This window comes from Kitasatospora sp. NBC_01287, from assembly GCF_026340565.1.
Taxonomy (GTDB): Bacteria; Actinomycetota; Actinomycetes; order Streptomycetales; family Streptomycetaceae; genus Kitasatospora.
The window spans coordinates 417,786-438,467 of sequence record NZ_JAPEPB010000001.1; the positions used below are offsets into that span (position 1 = coordinate 417,786).

The 20,682-nt window shown below is 73.2% G+C and carries 18 protein-coding genes and 1 tRNA gene; 12 read left to right on the plus strand and 7 right to left on the minus strand.

Annotation, left to right across the window (positions count from 1 at the left end; all coding sequences use genetic code 11):
- Positions 1 to 106: 106 nt before the first annotated feature.
- A complete protein-coding gene (locus OG455_RS01445) occupies positions 107 to 1,375 on the minus strand; it encodes an alpha/beta hydrolase (protein WP_266289283.1) in 1,269 nt (422 codons plus the stop codon).
- A gap of 124 nt (positions 1,376 to 1,499) precedes the next feature.
- Between OG455_RS01445 and OG455_RS01450 the strand changes: the two genes are divergently transcribed.
- From OG455_RS01450 to OG455_RS01465, 4 genes are all read left to right on the plus strand, one after another.
- Positions 1,500 to 1,982: a MarR family winged helix-turn-helix transcriptional regulator gene (locus OG455_RS01450; RefSeq protein WP_266289286.1), complete on the plus strand. Its 483-nt coding sequence runs from the start codon at positions 1,500 to 1,502 to the stop codon at positions 1,980 to 1,982.
- Between the two features lie 116 nt (positions 1,983 to 2,098).
- Entirely contained in the window at positions 2,099 to 2,614 is a 516-nt protein-coding gene (locus OG455_RS01455; protein WP_266289288.1) for a PadR family transcriptional regulator, read from the plus strand.
- Between the two features lie 221 nt (positions 2,615 to 2,835).
- The gene (locus OG455_RS01460; protein ID WP_266289290.1) at positions 2,836 to 4,062 is read left to right on the plus strand and encodes a DUF2306 domain-containing protein; all 1,227 of its coding nucleotides are present in this window, start codon (positions 2,836 to 2,838) and stop codon (positions 4,060 to 4,062) included.
- Entirely contained in the window at positions 4,059 to 4,982 is a 924-nt protein-coding gene (locus tag OG455_RS01465) for a hypothetical protein (RefSeq protein WP_266289292.1), read from the plus strand. Before OG455_RS01460 ends, OG455_RS01465 begins: the two co-directional genes overlap by 4 nt.
- Before the next feature lie 54 nt (positions 4,983 to 5,036).
- Here OG455_RS01465 and OG455_RS01470 read toward each other — a convergent pair whose 3' ends face one another.
- Positions 5,037 to 6,068 carry an Lrp/AsnC family transcriptional regulator gene (locus OG455_RS01470; protein WP_266289294.1) on the minus strand — a complete coding sequence of 344 codons (1,032 nt, stop codon included), beginning with the start codon at positions 6,066 to 6,068 and terminating at the stop codon, positions 5,037 to 5,039.
- Positions 6,069 to 6,249: 181 nt separating this feature from the next.
- Between OG455_RS01470 and OG455_RS01475 the strand changes: the two genes are divergently transcribed.
- Together OG455_RS01475 and OG455_RS01480 are read left to right on the plus strand one after the other, a co-directional pair.
- Entirely contained in the window at positions 6,250 to 7,434 is a 1,185-nt protein-coding gene (locus OG455_RS01475; RefSeq protein ID WP_266289296.1) for a M20 family metallopeptidase, read from the plus strand.
- A 32-nt stretch (positions 7,435 to 7,466) separates the two neighbouring features.
- On the plus strand, positions 7,467 to 7,793 hold the full coding sequence (locus tag OG455_RS01480; RefSeq protein WP_266289298.1) for a nuclear transport factor 2 family protein: 327 nt from the start codon (positions 7,467 to 7,469) through the stop codon (positions 7,791 to 7,793).
- A 145-nt stretch (positions 7,794 to 7,938) separates the two neighbouring features.
- On the opposite strand, the gene OG455_RS01485 is transcribed toward OG455_RS01480, so the two are convergent.
- Positions 7,939 to 8,025, minus strand: a tRNA-Leu gene (locus OG455_RS01485).
- Positions 8,026 to 8,339: 314 nt separating this feature from the next.
- On the opposite strand from OG455_RS01485, the gene efeU reads away from it, so the two are divergent.
- The 3 genes from efeU (at position 8,340) to efeB (ending at position 11,790) form a co-directional block, all read left to right on the plus strand.
- A complete protein-coding gene (gene efeU / locus OG455_RS01490) occupies positions 8,340 to 9,212 on the plus strand; it encodes an iron uptake transporter permease EfeU (protein WP_266289300.1) in 873 nt (290 codons plus the stop codon).
- Positions 9,213 to 9,310: 98 nt separating this feature from the next.
- Complete coding sequence (gene efeO / locus OG455_RS01495) at positions 9,311 to 10,507, plus strand: iron uptake system protein EfeO (protein ID WP_266289302.1); 1,197 nt, start codon at positions 9,311 to 9,313, stop codon at positions 10,505 to 10,507.
- The gene (gene efeB / locus OG455_RS01500; protein WP_266289304.1) at positions 10,504 to 11,790 is read left to right on the plus strand and encodes an iron uptake transporter deferrochelatase/peroxidase subunit; all 1,287 of its coding nucleotides are present in this window, start codon (positions 10,504 to 10,506) and stop codon (positions 11,788 to 11,790) included. Before efeO ends, efeB begins: the two co-directional genes overlap by 4 nt.
- 165 nt (positions 11,791 to 11,955) lie before the next feature.
- On the opposite strand, the gene OG455_RS01505 is transcribed toward efeB, so the two are convergent.
- Positions 11,956 to 12,351, minus strand: coding sequence for a transglycosylase SLT domain-containing protein (locus OG455_RS01505; RefSeq protein WP_266289208.1), 396 nt, complete (start codon positions 12,349 to 12,351; stop codon positions 11,956 to 11,958).
- Positions 12,352 to 13,020: 669 nt separating this feature from the next.
- Positions 13,021 to 13,827 (minus strand): hypothetical protein, encoded by an 807-nt coding sequence (locus OG455_RS01510; protein ID WP_266289306.1) that lies wholly within the window; start codon positions 13,825 to 13,827, stop codon positions 13,021 to 13,023.
- 282 nt (positions 13,828 to 14,109) lie between these two features.
- On the opposite strand from OG455_RS01510, the gene OG455_RS01515 reads away from it, so the two are divergent.
- The 3 genes from OG455_RS01515 to OG455_RS01525 all read left to right on the plus strand — a co-directional run bounded on the left by OG455_RS01515 (position 14,110) and on the right by OG455_RS01525 (position 17,885).
- On the plus strand, positions 14,110 to 14,958 hold the full coding sequence (locus tag OG455_RS01515; protein WP_266289308.1) for a Crp/Fnr family transcriptional regulator: 849 nt from the start codon (positions 14,110 to 14,112) through the stop codon (positions 14,956 to 14,958).
- A gap of 167 nt (positions 14,959 to 15,125) precedes the next feature.
- The gene (locus OG455_RS01520) at positions 15,126 to 17,489 is read left to right on the plus strand and encodes an AAA family ATPase (RefSeq protein WP_266289310.1); all 2,364 of its coding nucleotides are present in this window, start codon (positions 15,126 to 15,128) and stop codon (positions 17,487 to 17,489) included.
- 51 nt (positions 17,490 to 17,540) lie between these two features.
- Complete coding sequence (locus tag OG455_RS01525) at positions 17,541 to 17,885, plus strand: hypothetical protein (protein ID WP_266289312.1); 345 nt, start codon at positions 17,541 to 17,543, stop codon at positions 17,883 to 17,885.
- On the opposite strand, the gene OG455_RS01530 is transcribed toward OG455_RS01525, so the two are convergent.
- A complete protein-coding gene (locus OG455_RS01530; RefSeq protein WP_266289314.1) occupies positions 17,871 to 19,310 on the minus strand; it encodes a PLP-dependent cysteine synthase family protein in 1,440 nt (479 codons plus the stop codon). The two genes, OG455_RS01525 and OG455_RS01530, sit on opposite strands and share 15 nt — an antisense overlap.
- Positions 19,311 to 19,429: 119 nt before the next feature.
- Complete coding sequence (locus OG455_RS01535) at positions 19,430 to 20,374, minus strand: UTP--glucose-1-phosphate uridylyltransferase (RefSeq protein ID WP_266289316.1); 945 nt, start codon at positions 20,372 to 20,374, stop codon at positions 19,430 to 19,432.
- Positions 20,375 to 20,682: the final 308 nt, after the last annotated feature.

The following is a 20,682-nucleotide window of genomic DNA, read 5'->3' on the forward strand; positions in this document are numbered from 1 at the left end:
CGGTACTGCGGGCGATACCGCGGGCGCGGCGGGGGTGCGCCGCCGCGGGTGAGCGGCGGGCGGCCCGGACCTGCCGGGCCTGCCGGCCACCTCACCTGACGGCTGGTCAGCTCACCGCGGCGCCCGACCGGACGGCAACCAGCTCCGGCGGCACCGCGCCCAGCCACCAGGTGGGATCGGCGCTGCCGTCCGTGGTCCGGCCGTCGCGGTGCACGTAGTGGCGCACATCGCGGCCCGGCTCGGCGAGTTCGCCGTTCAGGGCGCGCTCCAGCCACTCGGCGCCGAACCGGAAGACCTCGGCCGCCACACCGCCCAGCGGGTGGAACTCGTTCTCGTAGACGCGCAGTTCCTTCGGCGCGCGGATCCGCTCGTAGCTGGCGATCGCCTGCTCCAGCTGGGTGAGCTCGTCGAACTCGCCGATGCCGTGGAGGACCGGGCAGGCGATGTCCTGGACCAGGTCGGCCAGCGGCATCCGCTCGGCGAGGTCGCGGTCGAAGGCGGCTTCGTCGGTGTACCCGGCCATGTACATGTAGTTGTTCTTGAAGGTGGGCTGGGCGCGCTCGAAGATGGTCCGGAAGTCGCCGGTGACGGCCTCGAAGGCGGCGAGCGCGGCGAGGCGGTGGTCGGTGGCGGCGGCGCGCGAACCCCAGTAGCCGCTCATCGAGATGCCGAACATGCCGATCCGGTGCGGGTCGACCTCCGGCAGCGCGGCCAGGTGGTCGAGGTAGCGGCCGATCGCCCGCTCGTAGTTGGCGAGGTCGACGGTCAGGCCGCCGGCCCGGGTCTCCCCCTGGCCGGGACCCTCGATGGAGAGGGCGACCATGCCGCGCGAGGTGTAGTAGCGCTCGGCCGCGTAGATGTAGTCCTCCTTGATCATGTCCATCCCCGGGCCGAGGATGACCGCCGGGGCGTTGCGCACCTGCCCGGCGGGCAGGTGCAGCAGGGCGAAGATCCGGCTGCCCTCGAAGTCGAGGACCACCCGGCGGACCCGGTTGCCCCGCAGCGCGCCGAGGCGCTCGACGCAGTGGTCGGCCCGCGCGCGCAGCGCCGCCTTGCGCTGGTCGGTCGCGTCGAAGAGGGAGTACTGCGCACGGCCCCACATCACCGCCGCGCGCAGGTAGAGGTCGGCGGCGGTCTGCGCGAAGCCGCCCCGCTCGTGGTGGGCGGCCCGCTCCTCCGCCTGCCCGGCGACGGTGGCCCAGGCCTTGGGCAGCATCGCACCGCTCTTGACCAGGGCGAAGACCTTGTCGAAGTCGGTGTGGTCGTGGCCGAGCTGCTCCAGGGTGCCCTTCGCCTCGGGGTGCAGCGCGTCGAAGCCGCCCTGGGCGAGGGCGATGTCCAGGGCCCAGCTCTGGCCGGTGGAACGGACGGTCATGGGGTACTCCTCGGGGTGCGTCGCAATTGCTAAGTACTTATTGACTAAGTACTTAGCCATTAAGCACGCGGGTTAGGCTCACTGTCAAACCCGCCGCCCCACCTGCCCCGGAGACGAACCGCCGATGCCCGACGCCACCGCCGACCGCACCCCGGAGCCCGCACCCGACCACGGGCGGGCCGGCGACCTGGACCAGCTCGCCCGGGCCGCCTACCGACTGAGCGCGGCCGACGCCCGGCTGCGCGGCCGGGCCACCCGCACGCCGGGCGCGCTCTCCCTCACCCACGCCCGGGCGCTGCGCGCGCTGGCCGACCAGGGGCCGCTGCCGGTGGGCCGACTGGCCGCCGCCACCGAGACGACCGGCGCCGCAACCACCCAGCTGGTCAACGGGCTTGTCGCGGCCGGCTACGTCAGCCGGGAGCGCCCGCCGGGCGACAAGCGCTCCGTCCTGGTCACCCTCACCGAGGAGGGACGCCGGCGCCACGAGGAGCGCCAGGCCGTACTGCTCGACGCCCTGCGGGACTCGCTCACCCAGCACGACAGCGCCGCCCTGGCAGCGGCCGCCGACGTGCTCGGGCGGCTGGCCGAGATCTACGACCTGCTCTGACGACGCGTCAGGCGGAGCGGCAGGCGGAGCGGCAGGGGATGCGCCGGGGGATTCGCCGAGGGATGCGTCCGAGGGCGCGGCCCCGCGGTGGCCCGCGATCGCGATACGGTCGCCGCATGGCTGACACCCGGCTGACCACGCCCTCCTTCCTCGTCCTCGGCATCATCGACAAGCTGGGCGAGGCCACTCCGTACGACGTGAAGGTCGAGGCCGCCCGCACGGTGGCACCGTTCTGGTCGATGCCGCACGCGCAGGTGTACGCGCAGTGCGACCGGCTCGCGGAAGCGGGCCTGCTCTCGGAGGTCCGGCAGACGGGCGGGCGCAACCGGCGGCTGATGAGGCTGACCGACGCCGGGCGGGCGACCCTGGCGCAGTGGCTCGCCGACCCCACCTTCGTACCGGTCGAGGCCCGCGAGCGCGGCATCCTGAAGCTCTGGTTCGGTGCCCGACCGGCGGTGCTCGCCCCCGAGCAACTCACCGAGCACCACCGCACGCTGAGCGAGTACGAGGGACTCGCCGAGAGCGTCGGCACCCTGCTGACCAGCGGTCAGCGCGAGGCGCTGGAGTTCGGGATCCGCTACGAGCGGATGATGGTCGACTTCTGGGAGTGGGTCGCGCAGCGCGACTCGTGACGCCGCGAGGTGCACCAAGGCCGCCAAGGCTGCCAAGGCCACCACCGCCGCCAAAGCCACCAAGGCCCACCACAACCGCGCAGGACCCAGCGCGACCGGACGCGCGATCCCCTCCTCCTCGGATGTCCGCCGCGGGCGTTGACCGCGGGGCGGACCGCCGCTACCTTCTCGATAGTCCTTTCTGGACTATCGAGAAGAGAGCAGTGCCCGAGGGAGCCGCCGTGAACCGTCTCAGGAAGGTCGCCTGGGGACGCGTCGCCACGATCACCGTGGTGCTCGTCTGCCTGGGTTACGCACCGATCGCGATGACCGAGCTGTGGCCCTACGCACACCCGGGCGCACCGGCGTTCGGCCAGTGGATCCTGGCGCGCACGGTGTCGCCGAAGTACGTCGCCGACGCGCTCGCCACCCGGATCGGGCCGTACGGGCGCAGCCTGGTCCCGCTGATCGTCCACTCCGTGCTGGGCGGCCTGCTGATGCTGCTCGGGCCGGTCCAGCTGCTCTCGGCCCTGCGGCGCCGGGTCCGGCTGCACCGGGCGAGCGGGGTGGTCTTCGCGCTGACGGTCTACGCCTCGATGGCGGGCGCCGCGCTCTACCTGGCGCGCACCGCGCCGGCCGACGCCTTCGGCGGCGCGGCGTTCTGGATCGTGCTCGCCACCATCCTGGTCGGCACCGTGCTGAGCGTGAGCTTCGGGATCCTCGCCGCCGTCGGGCGCTTCCCCGACCTGCACCAGCGCTGGATGCTGCTCTGCTACGGCTTCCTGATGACCGCTCCGCTGCTGCGGCTGGAGTGGGGAGTGCTCCCGTGGGTGCTGCCGGGCCTCTCGATGGCGCAGGTGAACCAGGTGGCGATCATGCACCTCGGCTCCCTGGTCACCTTCGGCGCGCTGCTCGCCTCCCGCGCGCTGGACAAGCGGGAGAGGGTCCCCGGCGTGACCGGGAGCTGGGTGCCGCTGCCGGTGCTGGCCCTGGCCCACCTCGCCGGCGCCGTGGCACTGGCCTGGATCGTCCGCTCGTACCTCGGCTGGGGCGCCACCGGGCACCGCCTGCTGGCCGCCTACCTGCTGCCCTACGCGGCGGTCTACGCGGTGCTGCTGGTGCGCCAGTGGCGCGCGGCGCGGGCCGGGCACACCTGGGCGCGCGAGGAGTGGCGCCTGCACCTCACCGCGCTCTGCCTGGCCCCCGTGCTCTCCGCCGGGGCGGCGCTCCCCCTCCAGCACTCCCTCGGCCTGGACCGGCAGACCGCGCTCTGCGCCGGGGTCGCCATCGGCTGCGGGATGCTCGCGTTCACGGCCACCACGGTGGTGAGCCTGCGCGTGATGTACGGGCGCGAAGTGCTCGAACGGGCCGAGCCGGCGGCCGCCCGGCGCACGCGACCGGCGGCCGCCACCGCCACCGCCACCGCCACCGCCACAGAACTCGACGGTTTCCACGGAGGTGTCCGATGAGCAGCAGTCAGACAGACCCGGTGGAGCCGGAGTCCGGCGGACGCGAGCTGACCCCGGGCGTCACCATGCTGGCCACCACCGTGGCGGTGGTCAGCCTGCTGGTCGGCACCCTGATGGCGGGCGTGAGCCTCAGCGGCCACGTGTTCGGCGCCTGGCAGTCGCCCGGGCCGGTGAGTCAGGGACTGGTCGGCGCGGCCATGCTCGGCGTCTGCCCCGGCCTCTTCAGCATCGGCCGGGCCGGGCTCTGGGAGGAGGTGCGGACCCTCGTCCTGCCGCTCGCCATCGTGCTGGTGGGCCTGCTCGCCGTGACGCTGCTCAACGGCGGCCGGCTCCAGGTGGTCCGCGGCGGTCCGATCATTCTGGTCTTCTTCAGCCTCGGCTGGGTGGCCGTGCTGGGCGTGCTCGGGCTGTGCGCGGTCGGCTGCCTGCTGTGGCAGTACCTCCGGCCCGCCCGGCCGCTGCCGACCCGGGTCGCGCCGCTGCCCGCCTGGTCGAGGCCGGCGCTGGCGGTGCTCGGTTCGGGCTGGTTCGGGATCGGGGCGGGCCTGCTGGTCGACCCCGGATTCTGGTCGGCCCTCGTCCCGTGGCAGCTCGATCGCCCGGACGCCCAGGCCCTGGGCGTCTGGGGCCTCGCCCTCGGTGTCGGCGTGCTCGGCGCGCTGGCCGAGGACGACCTGACCCGCACCCGGCCCGCGCTGCTCGCCCTGCCGGGCGTCGCGGTGGCGGTCGCCGTGGTGCTGACCGTGCGCGGCTCCCAGGTGCGGTGGGCCTCGGCGGCGGGCGTCTCGCTGATCACCCTGGTCGGCGGCCTGCTGGTGGCGGGCCTGACCGGGCAGTGGCTGCTCTCCCGGCGGGCGGCGGCGGTGGTGATGGCGGCGGCGGTGACGACGGCGGCGGGTGCGACGGATCCGGCGCGGTAGTGGCGTTGAACGACCGTCAAGCGGGCCCCGTCAAAAGGGCCGTCGAGCGGGCCGTCAGGAGGCCGGGGCGGGGTCTCGCCAGATGTCCATCGGGACGGCGCGGACCGCGCGTCCCTCCGCGTCCAGGATCCGGCCCATCCGCTTCACGGTGCGCAGCGACACCCGGCGCTCGGCCACCCGCAGGTCGGGGAACCTGCGTGCGAGAGCGGTTTCCAACCGCTGGACGTCGGCGAGGGAGCGCTGCCAGACGGAGAGCACGAGGTTGTGCGCGCCGGTGACGGACACGCACAGCCGGATCTCGGGGAGTCTGGCCAGCTGCGGGCCGACCTCGTCGAGCCGGTCCGGGGGAAGGTCGGCCCGGAAGGTCGCCAGGACCGGCCGCCCGGCGTCGCGGGCGGCGATCTCGCAGCGGAAGCGGATCGCGTCGGAGGCGGCCAGCCGGTCCAGGCGCCGGCGCAGCGTGGACGGGCTGAGCCCGGTGGCGGCGGCCAGCTCGGCCTGGTCGAGGCGGCCGTCGACGCCCAGCCTGATGAGCAACTCACGGTCTTCTTCGCGGACTTCAGCTCGCGCTCCGGACGGTGGCCCATGGCCCGCCGGGTGATCGTCGTGCAGCTCCACGCGCTGGGCGGGGTCCAGTGAGTCCAGTCGCCAGCGGATCCCCTCGGCGTAGAAGCCGGTTGCCAGGTGAACGCGGACGGCGTTGACCCCGGGGAGCCGGCCGAGCCGTTCGGTGGTGTACCGGGAGACCAGCGCCAGGTCGGTGAAGGCCGCGGTGACGACGAGGTCGCAGCCCTGGGAGTGATGCTCGATGCTCATCACGTGCGGGTCCTCGGCCAGTTCGTCGGCGATCTGCCGGAGCCGGTCGGGAGCGCAGTCGAGGTCGAGGTAGGCGATGCACCCGCGGTCCTCGGGGTGCGGCAGACCGTAGGCGGTCACCCAGGCGATCCCGGCCTGCGAGAGCCGGCGCCAGCGGCGGGCCGCGGTGACCGGGCTGATCCCGAGGGTCTGGCCGAGTAGTGACCAGGGTGCCCGGGGCCGCAGCTGCAGCGCGTTCACCAGGGCGAGGTCCAGCTCGTCCGCTGTCACGTCGCGGCCGGTCATCGTGGACCGCCGGTCATCGTCGACCTCTGGTGGATTCGTTCATCAGATGGCCTCCTCATGGCGCAATCCTGCGAAATCGCGGGAAACTCCCGCCGCGAGATCCAGAATCACCGAACAAGATCGCTCTGCACAAGTTCCCGCCGCAGCGGGTTCGATGGAGGTACCTGTGTCCCTGCACGACGACGCTCTCACTCTGGCCCCGGACCTGGTCCGGCTCCGCCACGACCTGCACCGGTTCCCCGAGCTGGGCCTCGACCTCCCGCGCACCCAGGAGCGGGTGCTGCGGGCCCTCGACGGACTGCCGCTGGAGGTGAGCCAGGGCTCCGCGCTGAGTTCGGTCACCGCTGTGCTGCGCGGCGGCCGACCGGGGCCGGTGGTGCTGCTGCGCGGCGACATGGACGGCCTGCCGGTCGCCGAGAAGGCCCCGCTGCCGTTCGCCGCCGACAACGGCGCCATGCACGCGTGCGGACACGATCTGCACACCGCCATGCTCGCGGGCGCGGCACACCTGCTGGCCGCTCGGCGGGAGCAGCTCCACGGCGACGTGGTCTTCATGTTCCAGCCCGGCGAGGAAGGCTCGGACGGCGCCGGCGCCATGCTGGCCGAGGGTGTGCTGGACGCGGCGGGCCGGCGCCCGGTCGCCGCCTACGCCCTGCACGTCGCGTCGGCCATGCCGCACGGGGAGTTCGGCTCCCGGCGCGGACCGATCCTCGCCGCCTCCGATGCGCTGAACGTCACCGTCCACGGTGCGGGCGGCCACGGCTCGGCACCGCATCGGGCCAAGGACCCCATCCCGGCGGCCTGCGAGATGATCACCGCCCTGCAGACCATGGTGACCCGCCGCTTCGACGTGTTCGATCCGGTGGTGGTCACCGTCGGACTGATCCAGGCCGGCACCCAGCGCAACATCATCCCCGAGACCGCCTACTTCGAGGCGACCGTGCGCACCTTCTCCGCCGAGGCGCGGTCCAAGGTCGCCGACGCCGCGTCGGAGCTGGTCAGGGCCATCGCGGCCGCCCACGGCCTGCGGGCGGAGGTGGAGTACCTGCCCGGGTACCCGGTGACCGTGACCGACGGGGCCGAGACCGACTTCCTGGCCGACACCGTCCGAGACGTCTTCGGCGAGGAGCGCTACCAGCCGATGCCGAACCCGATGACCGGGGCGGAGGACTTCTCCCGGGTCCTTGACACCGTTCCGGGCTCCTTCGTGTGGCTCGGCGCTGCCCCGAAGGGGACCGACCCCGACAGCCTGCCGCTCAACCACTCCCCCTACGCGGAGTTCGACGACGCGGTGCTCCCCGACGGAGCCGCGCTCCTCGCCGAACTCGCCACCCGCCGCCTCGCGGCCTGAACCCGTACACCGAGGAAGGAACGATCACGCACATGACCGAACCGCGCGACGTGGTCGAGCAGCAGCTCGCCGCCTACAACAGCCACGACATCGACGCTTTCGTCGCCACCTACGCCGAGGACGTCACGGTCCACCGGGCCAACGGCACCCGACTGCGGGGCCGGCCGGCTCTGCGTGACAGGTACGTCGGACAGTTCGCCGAAGGCCGCTGCCGGGCGGAGATCGTGGGGCGGCTCAGCGAAGGCGACTGGGTGGTCGACCACGAAGTCGCCCACGGCCTGGCCGAGGAGCCGGTCCGCGTCCTGGTGGCCTACCGGGTGCGCGAAGGCCTCATCGACCGCGTCGACTTCCTCAACTGAGCAGCACCGGCCGACGCCCCCGGCCCCGCACCACCGAGTACGGGGCCGGCAGCCTGTTCTGACCGCTCACCGCCCAAGACGCTGGCGCGTTGCTCACACCGACCTCTGAAAAACAGAAGACCCCAGGTGACTGGGGTCTTCTGTTTGGTGCGCGAGGGGGGAGTTGAACCCCCACGCCCTTTCGGGCACTGGAACCTGAATCCAGCGCGTCTGCCTATTCCGCCACCCGCGCATTGGTGCTGAGAGAAATATTAGCGGATCTTCCGGACCACTCCGCACCACGTCGACGCCACGACTGCGGCCCGGCACGGCCCGGCCCGGGCGCCGGCAGCCGGCAGCCGGCAGCCGGCAGCCGTGCAACAGCGAGGCAACGGCTACGACACGGGATCATCACGGCCGGCCCAAGATCGGTCAAAGTCAAGCCACTATGCCCCGATATGCCCGATCCGTGGCGAGCGCGCGCACTTGACCGGCAAGCACCGGAGGTTGCTAATTAGGCGTGCCTAACTAAGGCAAGCCATACCTAAAGCCTCGAAGGGCTCGCTCATGCTCCCCACGTTCGTCATCGGACTACGCGAAGGGCTGGAGGCGGCCCTCATCGTGGGCATCATCGCCTCCTTCCTCGCCCAGCGGGGACGCCGTGACGCGCTGCGCCGGGTCTGGCTGGGCGTGGGTCTCGCGGTCTCGCTCTGCACCGCGGTCGCCGTCGCGCTGCAGGTGTACTCCGCGGACCTGCCGCAGCGTCAGCAGGAGCAGCTGGAGACCGTGGTCGGCGCGGTGGCGGTCCTGATGGTCAGCTACATGGTGCTCTGGATGCGCCGTCACTCCCGCGATCTGCGCCACGACCTGGAGAGCACGGCCGGCGAGGCGCTGGCCAAGGGCTCGGCGTCCGCGCTGGTCGCCATGGCCTTCCTGGCCGTGCTCCGCGAGGGCCTGGAGACCTCGGTCTTCCTGCTGGCCACCTTCAACGAGAGCGACAACCCGTGGTTCGGCGGCATCGGCGCGCTGCTCGGCATCCTGCTGGCGGTCGCGATCGGCTACGGGATCTACCGGGGCGGGGTGCGGATCAACCTCTCCCGGTTCTTCCGCGCCACCGGCGTGGTCCTGGTGCTGGTCGCCGCCGGCCTGGTGGCCACCGCGGTGATGACCGCGTTCGAGGGCGGCTGGATCAACCAGGGTCCGCAGGCCTTCGACCTCTCCTGGCTGGTGCGCCCCGGGACCCCGATCGCCGCCGTCGTCACCGGCGTGCTCGGGATCCAGCCCTTCCCCACCTGGTCGATGGTGGTGGCCTGGCTGGTCTACGCCGTACCGATGACCGCCGTGGTGCTCTGGCCGGCCCGCCGCCGTCCGGGCGCCCCGCGCCCGCGGGCCGCGGCACCGGTCGAGGCCGGCGCCGGTTCCGGCGCCGAAGCCGTCTGACCTCCCGGCCCAGCGCCACCGCCACTCCCCTTCCACTTCCTCCGCCTTCCCCGCACCACACCGCGGCACTGCCCCGGTGCCTTCCGAAGGAGTTCCCCGTGCAGTCCCCCGCTGTGCCGACCGACCGCCTCGCCGCCCGCTCGACCGCCCGGCGCGTCCTGGTCAGTGCGACCACCCTCGCGCTGACCGGGCTGCTGCTGACCGCCTGCGGTGGCTCGGCCAAGAAGAGCGCCGCGCCCGCCGCGGGCAAGGACGCCGCCACCGCGGTCAACATCACCATCAGCGACCAGGGCTGCACCCCCTCCCCCGCCAAGGTGCCGGCCGGCCCGGTCAAGTTCACGGTGGCCAACAAGAACTCCGGCAAGGTCACCGAGGCCGAACTGCTGGACAGCGGCAAGATGCTGGGTGAGAAGGAGAACCTGACCCCGGGCCTGTCCGGCGACTTCTCGCTCACCCTGGACGCGGGCAAGTACCAGGTCTACTGCCCGGGGGCCGGCACCAGCCACACCGACTTCGAGGTCACCGGCTCGACCGCGAACACCTGGAAGGACAACCCGGCGCTGGTCACCGCCACCACCCAGTACGCGAGTTGGGTGGACGACCAGACCAAGCAGCTGGTCGCCGCCACCAAGGCCTTCGACGACGCGGTCCGCGCCGGCAACGCCGACCAGGCCAAGCAGCTGTACGGCAAGGCCCGCGCCTTCTACGAGAAGATCGAGCCGACCGCCGAGATCTGGGGCGACCTGGACGGCCGGATCGACGGCCGGATCGACGACGCGCCCAGCCCGGACCAGTTCACCGGCTACCACCGCCTGGAGCAGGCGCTCTGGCAGCAGAACTCGCTGACCGGCACGGACAAGCTCGCCGACCAGCTGGACGCCGACGTCAACCAGCTCTACACCCAGGTGCAGACCGTCGAGTACCAGCCCGCCGTGATCGCCAACGGCGCCACCGACCTGGTCAACGAGATCGAGACCTCCAAGGTGACCGGCGAGGAGGAGCGGTACTCGCACACCGACCTGATCGACTTCCAGGCCAACCTGGACGGCGCCAACGAGGCGATCGGCGTGCTGATGCCGGTGCTCCAGCAGAAGAACCCGCAGCTGGCGGCGAGCATCACCGCGGCCTACCAGAAGACCACCGCCGCGCTGGCCCCGTACGCCGCCGCCCCTGGCTACGAGAACACCGGCTTCGTCGACTACAGCACCGTCACCGACGACCAGCGCAAGGTCCTGTCGACCACCGTGAACGCGTACGCCGAGGTCGTCTCCAAGGTCGCCGGAGTGGTGGCGTGACCTCCCACGACCAGGAACCGGCCGGGCCGGGCGGCCCGGCGCCTACCGGCGGCGTCAGCCGGCGGCGGCTGCTCGGCGGCATCGGGGCGCTCGGCGCCACCGCGGCCGCCGCCACCGCGGTCACCCTGACCGTGCGGCACGGCGACGACGTCAGGCCGACCGCGGACGACACCCAGATGGTGCCCTTCCGCGGCGCCCATCAGGCGGGCATCGCCACCCCGGCGCAGGACCGCCTCTGCTTCGCCGCCTTCGACGTGGTGCCCGGCACCAGCCGGGACGACCTCGCGGCGATGCTGCGCACCTGGACCGCGGCCGTCGAGGCGATGACGCTGGGCCGCACCGTCCCGGGCGAGCAGGAGGACCCGAACAGCCCGCCAGAGGACACCGGCGAGGCCGTCGGCCTCACCCCGGGCAACCTCACGGTGACCATCGGCTACGGCCCCTCGCTCTTCGACGACCGCTTCGGCCTGGCGGCGCGGCGCCCCGCAGCGCTCAGCCCGCTGCCGACGCTGCCCCGCGAGGACCTCGCCCCGGGCTCCTCCGACGGCGACATCTGCGTCCAGGCCTGCTCGGACGACCCCCAGGTCGCCTTCCACGCCGTGCGCAACCTGCGCCGGCTGGGCACCGGCGTGGTGAACCCGCGCTGGATGGAACTCGGCTTCGGCCGCACCGCCTCCACCTCGCCGGCCCAGGCCACCCCGCGCAACCTGATGGGCTTCAAGGACGGCACCCGCAACATCGACGCCGCCGACCAGGCGCTGATGGCCCAGCACGTCTGGATCGGCTCCGAGGAGCCGCAGAACTGGATCCGCGGCGGCTCGTACCTGGTCAGCCGGAAGATCCGGATGCTGCTGGAGCAGTGGGACCGGGACAACCTGGCCGACCAGCAGAACGTCTTCGGCCGGCAGAAGTCCACCGGCGCCCCGCTGACCGGCACCCAGGAGCGGGACACTCCGGACTTCGCCGCCCGCAGCGGCGGTGACTACGTCATCCCGGTCACCTCCCACGTGCGGCTCGCCGCCCCGGAGAACAACGGCGGCCTGCGGATCCTGCGCCGCGGCTACTCCTACACCGACGGCATCGATCCGGTGACCACCCAGCTGCTGGGCGGGCTCTTCTTCCTCGCCTACATGAAGAGCCCCGGCCAGTTCGTCTCGCTGCAGAAGATCCTCGGGCAGCACGACGCGCTCAACGAGTACATCCAGCACCTCTCCGGCGGCCTCTTCGTCGTGCCGCCGGGGCTGGCCCAGGGGCAGGACTGGGCGGGCCAGCTCTTCGGCTGACCCGCCCGGGGGGACACCAGGGGACCGCTACGGACGGCTACGGACGGATACGGGGACGCGGACGGGGTCCGGCGCGCGAGGTGCGCGCCGGACCCCGTCCGGCTGTGACGACTGCAGCCGTGGTGGCAGCAACTGTGGCTGTGGCTGTGGCAGCAGCTGTGGCTGTCAGTAGTTGTGGTGGATCTGCCAGTACGCCCACGCCTGGTTCGGGCTGCCGTACCGCGAGTTCATGTAGTCGTACGCCCACTTGATCTGCGTACCCGCGTTGGTCTGCCAGTCCGCACCCGCCGACGCCATCTTCGAACCCGGCAACGCCTGCGCCAGACCATACGCACCCGAGGACGGATTCGTCGCCGTCACGTTCCAACCACTCTCATGCGCGATGATCTGGTCGAACGACGCCAACTGGTCACCCGGCACCACACTCGCCGCGATCTCCTGCGGCGTCGCCGCCGACGCGGCCGACGGAGCCACAGCGGCACCCAACGCCGCGATACCAGCAGCCGAAACAAGAAGAGCAGCAGACTTACGCACACGAGAAGCAGAGAAAACGGCGTTCAAACTACAACCTCAATCAGACAGGGCACAGCCCACCCGCACCGCACACGGACGGCGCACGAACAACAAGGGCGGAAAGCACCAGGCACCCGACACACAACGGCACAGGCACCCAACGGAAAGCCACGACCAGACCGGAAGACCCGGACACCGCGGCTCGGCGACTGGACCAATTGTTAGCAACCACCACCACCCCCGCCAAGACCCCCCACCTACGACCCACCCCCGTAGACCACCCACCCCCACCACACCCCCCGAACCCACCCCGTTACCCCCCAACCCACCACCCAAACCACCCCGAACCATAAAAAACCGGACACCCCGACCACCGCCCCCACCAGCACAAATGCGTGTAAACACCGCAAAGGGCCCACAACGCCCGCGGTGCGAACCCTCCGCACCCACCACCGGCCGGCGGCGGTCGACGATCGGCCGTAGTAGTCCCGGAACCCGCGTGAGGACCGTCACCCGCCAAGGCGGTCAAATGTCCCGATTTGAGAGGTTTGGCCCGGCTCGATCGGGCGCTCAACCGGCCGGGCCGTCGGGGTCAGCGACCGCCGTGCAGGGGTAGACCGGGGGGCGGACCGAGGGGGCGGACCGAGGGGGCGGACCGGGGGCGGTTCGAGCGCGACGGCGTGGTCGTCCCCGGCGCTGCCATCAACGCTCGCTCCCTCAGGTTTCTCTGCTGATGTGGATGTGCTGCACACCGTGCTGCGCCGCGTAGATGACACCGTGGCCGGAGGCGCGGTTGACCATGCTGGAGCGCTCGCGCCCCGGCCGCTCGGTGACCGCCGTGCGCTCGGGCGCGGCGACCGGCTCGGGCTCGGGCACGGCGACCGGCTCGGGCACTGCGTGGGGCACGGGCTCGGGCGCGGCGACCGGCTCGGGCACGGCGGTCGACCGGCCGACGAGCTGGAGCCAGGCGGCATCGGTGAACTCCTTCGCCGTGACCACGACTTCGCGGAAGGTCTCCGGATCGATGCCGGGATGGCCGTGCCCGACCGTCTCCTCGTGGATGTGCCGGGAGACGATCAGCGAGGCATCCACCGCCGCGGGGGCCGCCGCCAGCGCGCGCCGGGCCGGCGCCGCGTCGAGCAGTCGGGCCAGCACCTCCAGCGGCCGACCGGCGACCGAGCCATCGGGCGCGATCCAGAGGTCGCCCGCGTGCAGCGCGATCCGGACCCGGATCCGCGTGGCGGCACCGGCCGTGCGGTTGTGGGCGCGCAGCCGGGCGACGAGTTCGTGCACCAGGGGATGGATCATCCTGCTCTTCGGTGTCCCCGCCGGTGCCGTCACCCGCAGGCCGTCCCCCAGGTCCTCGCACAGACAGGCCGCCCAGTCGATGCCGCTCTGCCCGAACGCCTCGCGCAGCGCGGTCGCGAGGACCTCGCGGATCCGCAGCAGCGCCGTGTTACCGCGCCCGGCGGACCGCTCGATGTCGACGGCCAGCACGACCCGGTACTCCAACTCACGGTCCATCCGGTCCTCCTGGAACAGGGGCTGACTGACTCACCGTCAAGGATCCGGCCGCGCCGCCCTCGGCGACACCCCCCCGGGTGCGCACACCCCACTCTCCAGCGGCTGCCGGGCGGAGATCCCGTCGCAATACGGGATCGGGAGAGCGGATCCTCGCAACGACTCCGGGCCGGCGGCGCCAACGCCCGGCGACGAGCCCGGTGCCCAGGGCCCGCCCGGGACCCATACTGGTCCCGGCGGCCACTCCTCGCGCCGGCGGGGACGCGAAGAGCGGGGCACCGAGGCATGGTTGACGGAACTCCGAGCCGAGCCGGGGTTCGGCCGCGCGCGGCGTGGGCCTGGCCCGCGGCCAGCCTGCTCGGCGGCCTGGACCGGCCGACGCGCGACCGACTGCTGGCCTTGGGCGTGCCGACCCGGTATCCGGCCGACCGGGTGCTGCTGCGCGAGTCGGAGCGGACCGCCTTCGTGCTGCTCCTGCTGGACGGCGTGGTCAAGGCGACCGCCCGCACCCACGACGGCCGGGACGCGCTGCTGGCCGTCCGGATGGGCGGCGACCTGGTCGGCGAGTTCGCCGCTCTGGACGGACGGCCGCGTTCGGCGACCGTCACCACCTGCGGGCCGGTCGCCGCCCGAGTGGTGGGCCGCGGCGACTTCCTCGACTGCGTGCGGCGTGATCCGCGGGTCTCCCGCGCGGTCAACGAATCGATCGTGACCAAGCTGCGCGCCGCCAACACCCACCGCGTCGACTTCACCGGCTGCGACGCCGCGACCCGGCTGGCCCGGGTGCTCCATCAGATCGCGCTGAGCTACGGCGAGCGGGTCGGCGACGGGGCCGTGATCCGCTGGCCGCTCACCCAACTGGAGTTGGCCACCTTGTCCGGCGCCGCCGAGCCCACCGTGCACAAGGCGCTGCGCAGACTCCGCGCGGCGGGCGTGGTCTCCACGGGCTACCGCGCCATCAAGGTCGAGAGCCTCGCGCTGCTGAGCGGCATCGCCTTCGCCGAGCCGGGATCGGCGGACGGAGCGCCGGGCTCCGACAGCGGGAGGCCGGCGCGGGGCGCGGGCACGGGCACGGGCACGGGCACGGGCACGAGAGCGGGCACGAGAGCGGGAGGTCGCCATCGGACGGACTGACCGGAAACAGTCGAACGACGGTTTTGCCGGCGCTGCCCGTGGCTAGCGTGAGCCGTGGACGGGCGCCGCCGCGGTGCCCGTCAGGCCGCGCCGGCAGTCGGTCGGACCAGGCCGCCGGACCAGGCAGCCGGAGCAGGCGGCCCCGCGGGCAGTCGGAGCGGTCGTCCTTGGGCGACCGGGAGGGCAGGGTGGCGATGGGCGGGACGGACGAACTCGGCACAGCGGGCGGAGTTGACGGAGCGTCAACAGCCTTCAGCGGGAACGCCTACCGGATCGACATCGGCGGCAACGCGCACGGCCCGGTCGTCGCGGGCGACCACAACATGGTCGTCAACGCGCAGCACGGCTCGACCGTGACGCTGCTGACGGAACGCGAACGCCCGCGTCCGGTGCGCCGGGACCGGGTCGAGCTGCTGCCGCGTGCGCAGCGGCAGCCGGTGGGCCGGGAGGCCGAGTTGGCGGCGCTGGCCGCCGCCGTCCGAAGTGGCGGGCCGGTGCAGCTGTGGGGACCGCCCGGGATCGGCAAGAGCGCGCTGCTGCGGCACGCGGCGCGGCTGCTGCGGCCCGGCCCGGACGGGGTGCTGTTCCTCAGCGCGGCCTACCGCGAGGTCGGTGATCTGGCACAGGAGGTGTTCGAGGCCTGCTACGACGCCGCCGGCTATGCGCCGACCTCTGCCGAACTGCGGCGCCTGATGGCCGGCGTCCGGGTGACCGTCTACGTCGACAACGCGGACCTGACCTCCGAACAGCTGCTGGAACTCAGCGACGCCGCACCGGACGCGACCTTCGTCCTGGCCGGCCGCGAACGGTCGCTGTGGACCGACGGTACCGCGCTGGAACTGACCGGCCTGGACCGATCGGCCGGCCTCGACCTCCTGGCCCGGGCCATGCACCGCCCCCTGCACGAGAGTGAGACGACCGCCGCCGCCGCGCTCTGGGTGGCCGCGGGCGGCCGACCGCTGCCGCTGCTGCGGGCAGCCGGATCGCTCGTCCTCGACGACGCGGGCCGATCCCGGCTACCCAGGCCCGGCGAGGTCGCCTGGCTGCTCCCCCGGCTGCTCGACCAGCTGGACCCTGCGGGGCTGGCCGTGCTGCACCTGCTGGACCTCTTCGGCAGCGCCGAGTTGGCGCCGGTCCACCTCACCGCCATCAGCGGCGACCCCGAGGCGGCCGCCAGGTGCGGCCACCTCGTCGATCTCGGGCTGGTGCTGGGTGACGACCAGGGCTATCGACTGGCCGCCGACGCCGGGGTCGAGCTGCGCACCCGGCCCGCCGCCCCGATCCCGGTCGAGCGGCTCTGCGAGCACTTCACCCGCTGGGCCGCGCAGGCGACGACCACGCCGGCCCAACTGGCCAATGCCGGAACGGCGCTGGCCAGAGTGGTCGAACTGGCCCAGGCGGCCGATCGGCCGGACCTCGCCGTCCAGCTCGCCCGGGCCGCGTCGCCCGGCCTGGCCCGCTCGCTGCGTTTCGGTCTCTGGGGGCGGCTGCTCGGGCTCGGCTGGGTCGCCGCCCGGAACGCGGGCGACCGGAACGCCGAGGCGTACTTCGTCCACGAGGAGAGCATCCGAGCGCTGCTGATCGGTCGGCGCATCGCCTCGGCCGCACTGCTGGCGGAAGCGGTGATGCTGTGGCGGGAGTTGGGCCGCGGTCATGGCACCGCTGCTCTGCCGGCCGCACCCGGGGGCATCACACCCCCGGGGATCACGCTGCCGACCCCGGTGCACGGCGCGAGCAGCCAGGCCATGGTGAACCACATGGCCGCGAACGGCTTCACCCTGACCGGGCCGGCCGCCGGACCGCCGGCGACGCTGGTGGCGCCCGTCGCACCGGTCGCACCCGTCGCACCGGTCGCACCAGCTACACCAGTGACACCGACGCCCCAGCCGGTGGTGTCCACACCCCCGCACCCGGCTCCCGCGCCGGCGCAACCGCCCGCACTGACGCAACCGCCCGCACCCCAGCCGCCACCTGCCCGACCGATCCACCATCCCACCGTGCCCGCCACCCAGCACATGACGCGGGCGGCCGCCGCCTCACACGTCTCCGGTGCCGCCGTGGCCGGTACGTCCACCGCCACCGGCGGGGCCGCCACCGCGGCAGCGGTGGGAAGCAAGCTGGTCAGCCTCATCCTCACGCTGGTCGCCATCGTCGGCGTCGGCGCCGTCGGCCGGGCCGTCATCGCCAAGATCCAGGCGTCGCAAGGTTCGTCGCACACCGGCCTGGCCGGACAATGGCGGGACGGCTCGGGCCAGAACGTGCTGATCGACGCATCGGGGTCGGGCCGCTTCACCGTTCGGCAACCCCAGGAAGCCTGCGCCCCGCCCGACATCCTGCTCACGGGCGGCCCGCTCAGCTACCGCGGCACGTACCGGATCTACCAGGACGGCAACCCCTGCGAGGAACTCCTCGCCGAGGCCCCGGTCACGATCACCCTCGCTTCCGACGGATCCACCGCCCAGGTCGTGCTGTCGGCCCCCGCGAACCTCGACTGCTACACCTGCGGAACCCAGACCTGGACCCGCGAGTAGTCCGCCCGCCCGGCACCGAGCCCCACCCCATCCCACCAGAGGAGCCAGCCCGTGCAACCACCCCCCGGCGACCGCATCACCATCCGGATCAACGGCGACGCCACTGGCCCCGTCGTGGCGGGCCGCGACAACCGTGTCGAGGTCGAGCGACCGCCGGACGAGAACCCGGCGGGCGCCGCCGAGCGGCAGGCCGCCGGCCCGACCCAGACCAACACCGCGAACGACCACGGCACCCTCTTCACGGTCATGCACGGCGACCTGCACGTCCACCACGACACCGGCCCTCACGCCGGCGGGCACCGCGACGGCGGCCAGCAGGGTGGCGGCCAGCAGGGCAACGGCCCGCAGGGTGGCGGCCAGCAGGGCGACGGCGCCGAAGCGTCAGCCGAGCGGTGACGGTGACAGGGCCTGGTCCACCAGTGCGCGCAGCTCGGCCGTCCCGATCAGCCCGACGCCGTGCCCGTCGTGCACCACCACCGCGGTCCGCCCACCCTGTTCGGCCAGCTCGGCGAGGGCCGCCCCAGCCGGCTCGCCGGTGCCGAAGCGCGGCAGCGGCGGCGCCAGGTGGTCGGCGATCGGGTCGCCCGCGGCGGCGGTGCCCCGGGCCAGCGCCGCCGTCAGCTGCTCCAGCCCGACCGCGCCGAGCAACTCGACGGAGGTGGGCTGGCGGCCGGGCGCGACCGGCGCCGGGCCCACCGGCAAAACGGGCTCGGCGCCCTCGCGCTGCCGGGCGCGCAGCGCGTCGAGCGCCTGCTCCACCGTGCGGTGGTGGTGCAGGTAGGGCAGCGGGCGCTCGCGCAGTTCGGCCGGCACCGCGTCGCCGACGCGCGGGGCACCCGGGTCGCCGTCCAGGAAGCCCTGGCGCAGCATCCACTCGTCGTTGAAGTACTTGGAGAGGTACTGCCGCCCCGAGTCCGGCAGGATCACCACCACCAGCTCGCGCGGCCCGAGCCCTGCGGCCACCCGCAGTGCGGCCGACACCGCCGTGCCGGCCGAGCCGCCGACCAGCAGGCCCTCCTCGCGGGCCAGTCGGCGGATCGTCAGCAGCGCGTCGCGGTCGGCGATCGGCAGGATCTCGTCCACCACGTCCTGCTGGTAGGAGTCCGGCCAGACGTCCTCCACGGTCTCCGGGTGGCGGAACCGGCCTGCGGCCTCGACGAAGTAGGGGCGCCCGTCGCCCCCGGAGTAGACCGAGGAGGCCGGGTCGGCGCCGATCACCCGGACCGCGCCGCCGCTGGCCTCCTTCAGGAACCGCCCGGTGCCGCTGATCGTGCCGCCGGTGCCCACGCAGGACACCAGGTGGGTGACCCGGCCCTCGGTCTGCCGCCAGATCTCCGGACCGGTGGTCAGGTAGTGCGCGGCCGGATTGGCCGGGTTGCCGTACTGACCGGCGAACCAGCCGCCCGGGGTGCTCTCGGCCAGCCGGGCGGCCACGTTGAGGATGTGCTCGGGGTCGTGCGCCGGCAGCCCGCCGGGCCGCACCACCACCTCGGCGCCGTAGGCGCGCAGCGTGGCGATCTTCTCCGCGCTGCTCTTGTCCGGCAGCACCACGACGGTCCGGTAGCCCTTGGCCGCGGCCACCATGGCGAGCCCCGCGCCGGTGTTGCCCGAGGTGGCCTCGACCACCGTGCCACCCGGCCGCAGCGCCCCGGACTTCTCGGCCTCCTCGATCATGCGCAGGCCGATCCGGTCCTTGACGCTGCCGCCGGCGCTCAGGTATTCGAGCTTGGCGTAGACGGCGGCCCCCTCGGCCCCCGGCGTGCGCAGCCGCACCAGCGGGGTGTTGCCGATGAGCTCGATCAGGGACTCGTGGGCATCCATGGCCGCAGACTACCCAACCTGACGCCCGGTCACGGGGGCCGGGTCGGCGCCCGGGGCGGCTCACCGCCGCGCGGCCCCGCACGGCCCCCGGGGCCGGGGCCGGGGCCGGGGCCCGGGTGCTACGCGCCGGCCGCGTCGGCACCGCCGGCAGCGCCGCCGTCGGAACCGGACGGCGTGCCGAGCTCCTGGGCGAGGCGGCGCAGGTGCGGGCCGTAGGCGGGGTCGGCCAGGGCGGCGGCGAACTGCGCGGTCAGGTAGGCCAGCGGGTTGCCGGTGTCGTACCAGCGCCCCTGGATCACCTGGCCGTAGACCGCGCGGCTGCCCGCGTAGGCGTTGATCGCGTCGGTGAGGTAGACCTCGCCGGTGCGGTGCTCGTACCAGCGGTTGGTCTGCTCGCGCAGTTCGTCGATGATCCCGGGGGTGATCACGTACCCGCCGATGGCCGCGTAGGCGGAGGGCGCCTCCGCGGGCTCGGGCTTCTCGACCAGCCCGGTGATCCGCAGCAGGCCGCCGTCCAGGTCCTCCTTGACCACCGGGACGCCGTAGCGCGGCGCGTCCGCGCTGTCCATCGGCATCAGCGCGAGCACCGGGCAGTTGGTCGCCTCGTAGGCCCGGATCAGCTGCTGGGCACGCGGGACCTCGGCGACGAAGACGTCGTCGGGCCAGAGCACCAGCATCGGCTCGTCGCCGAAGTTGCGGGCCGCGTTGAGCACCGGGGTGCCGTTGCCGTAGGGGCCGTGCTGGTCGAGGTAGGTGATGTGCCCGGCCCGGGAGAGCTCGCCGACCTCCTCCACCGCGTCCGCGTACCCGTCCTTGCCGACCTCGCGCAGCTGGGCGACGAGGGCGGGGTTGGGGCGGAAGTGGTCCTGGATCAGGCCCTTGCCGCCGGAGACGACGATCGTGATGTCGGTGATCCCGGAGGCGATCAGCTCGCGGACCGTGTGCTCGATCACCGGCCGGTCGCCGACCGGCAGCATCTCCTTGGGCGTCGCCTTGGTCAACGGCAGCAGGCGGGACCCGAGGCCGGCGGCGGGGATCACCGCGCGGCGGATGGTCTGGGGCATTCGGAGCTCTCCCGGAGTCTCGGGGTGCGGGCGCGCCGGGTGGCGCCGCGAAGATCGACGCTACCAACCTTGACGGACGATCATAGACGGTGTGGCACAAGGAGGTTAACGCCGAAACGCGCGGAGGTTGACGGCACTGCGCGGGTGGTCGGCGCTGCACGGGTGGTCGGCGCTGCACGGGTGTCGGCGCTGCACGGGTGTCGGCGCTGCACGGGTCGGGTACGGGTGACGTGGTCGACCATCCCCGTTGCCGCGCCCTGCGACCCGGCCCCGAGCAGCGAAGAGCACGACGCGCCCGGGGCAGGTCG

What these genes read in the sequence shown, in the direction of transcription:
- OG455_RS01530 (WP_266289314.1), bottom strand. Translation starts at nt 19,310, where the DNA reads ATGGATGCCCACGAGTCCCTGATCGAGCTCATCGGCAACACCCCGCTG.
- efeU (WP_266289300.1), top strand. Translation starts at nt 8,340, where the DNA reads ATGCTCCCCACGTTCGTCATCGGACTACGCGAAGGGCTGGAGGCGGCC.
- OG455_RS01465 (WP_266289292.1), top strand. Translation starts at nt 4,059, where the DNA reads ATGAGCAGCAGTCAGACAGACCCGGTGGAGCCGGAGTCCGGCGGACGC.
- OG455_RS01535 (WP_266289316.1), bottom strand. Translation starts at nt 20,374, where the DNA reads ATGCCCCAGACCATCCGCCGCGCGGTGATCCCCGCCGCCGGCCTCGGG.
- OG455_RS01510 (WP_266289306.1), bottom strand. Translation starts at nt 13,827, where the DNA reads ATGGACCGTGAGTTGGAGTACCGGGTCGTGCTGGCCGTCGACATCGAG.
- OG455_RS01480 (WP_266289298.1), top strand. Translation starts at nt 7,467, where the DNA reads ATGACCGAACCGCGCGACGTGGTCGAGCAGCAGCTCGCCGCCTACAAC.
- OG455_RS01455 (WP_266289288.1), top strand. Translation starts at nt 2,099, where the DNA reads ATGGCTGACACCCGGCTGACCACGCCCTCCTTCCTCGTCCTCGGCATC.
- OG455_RS01450 (WP_266289286.1), top strand. Translation starts at nt 1,500, where the DNA reads ATGCCCGACGCCACCGCCGACCGCACCCCGGAGCCCGCACCCGACCAC.
- OG455_RS01515 (WP_266289308.1), top strand. Translation starts at nt 14,110, where the DNA reads ATGGTTGACGGAACTCCGAGCCGAGCCGGGGTTCGGCCGCGCGCGGCG.
- OG455_RS01445 (WP_266289283.1), bottom strand. Translation starts at nt 1,375, where the DNA reads ATGACCGTCCGTTCCACCGGCCAGAGCTGGGCCCTGGACATCGCCCTC.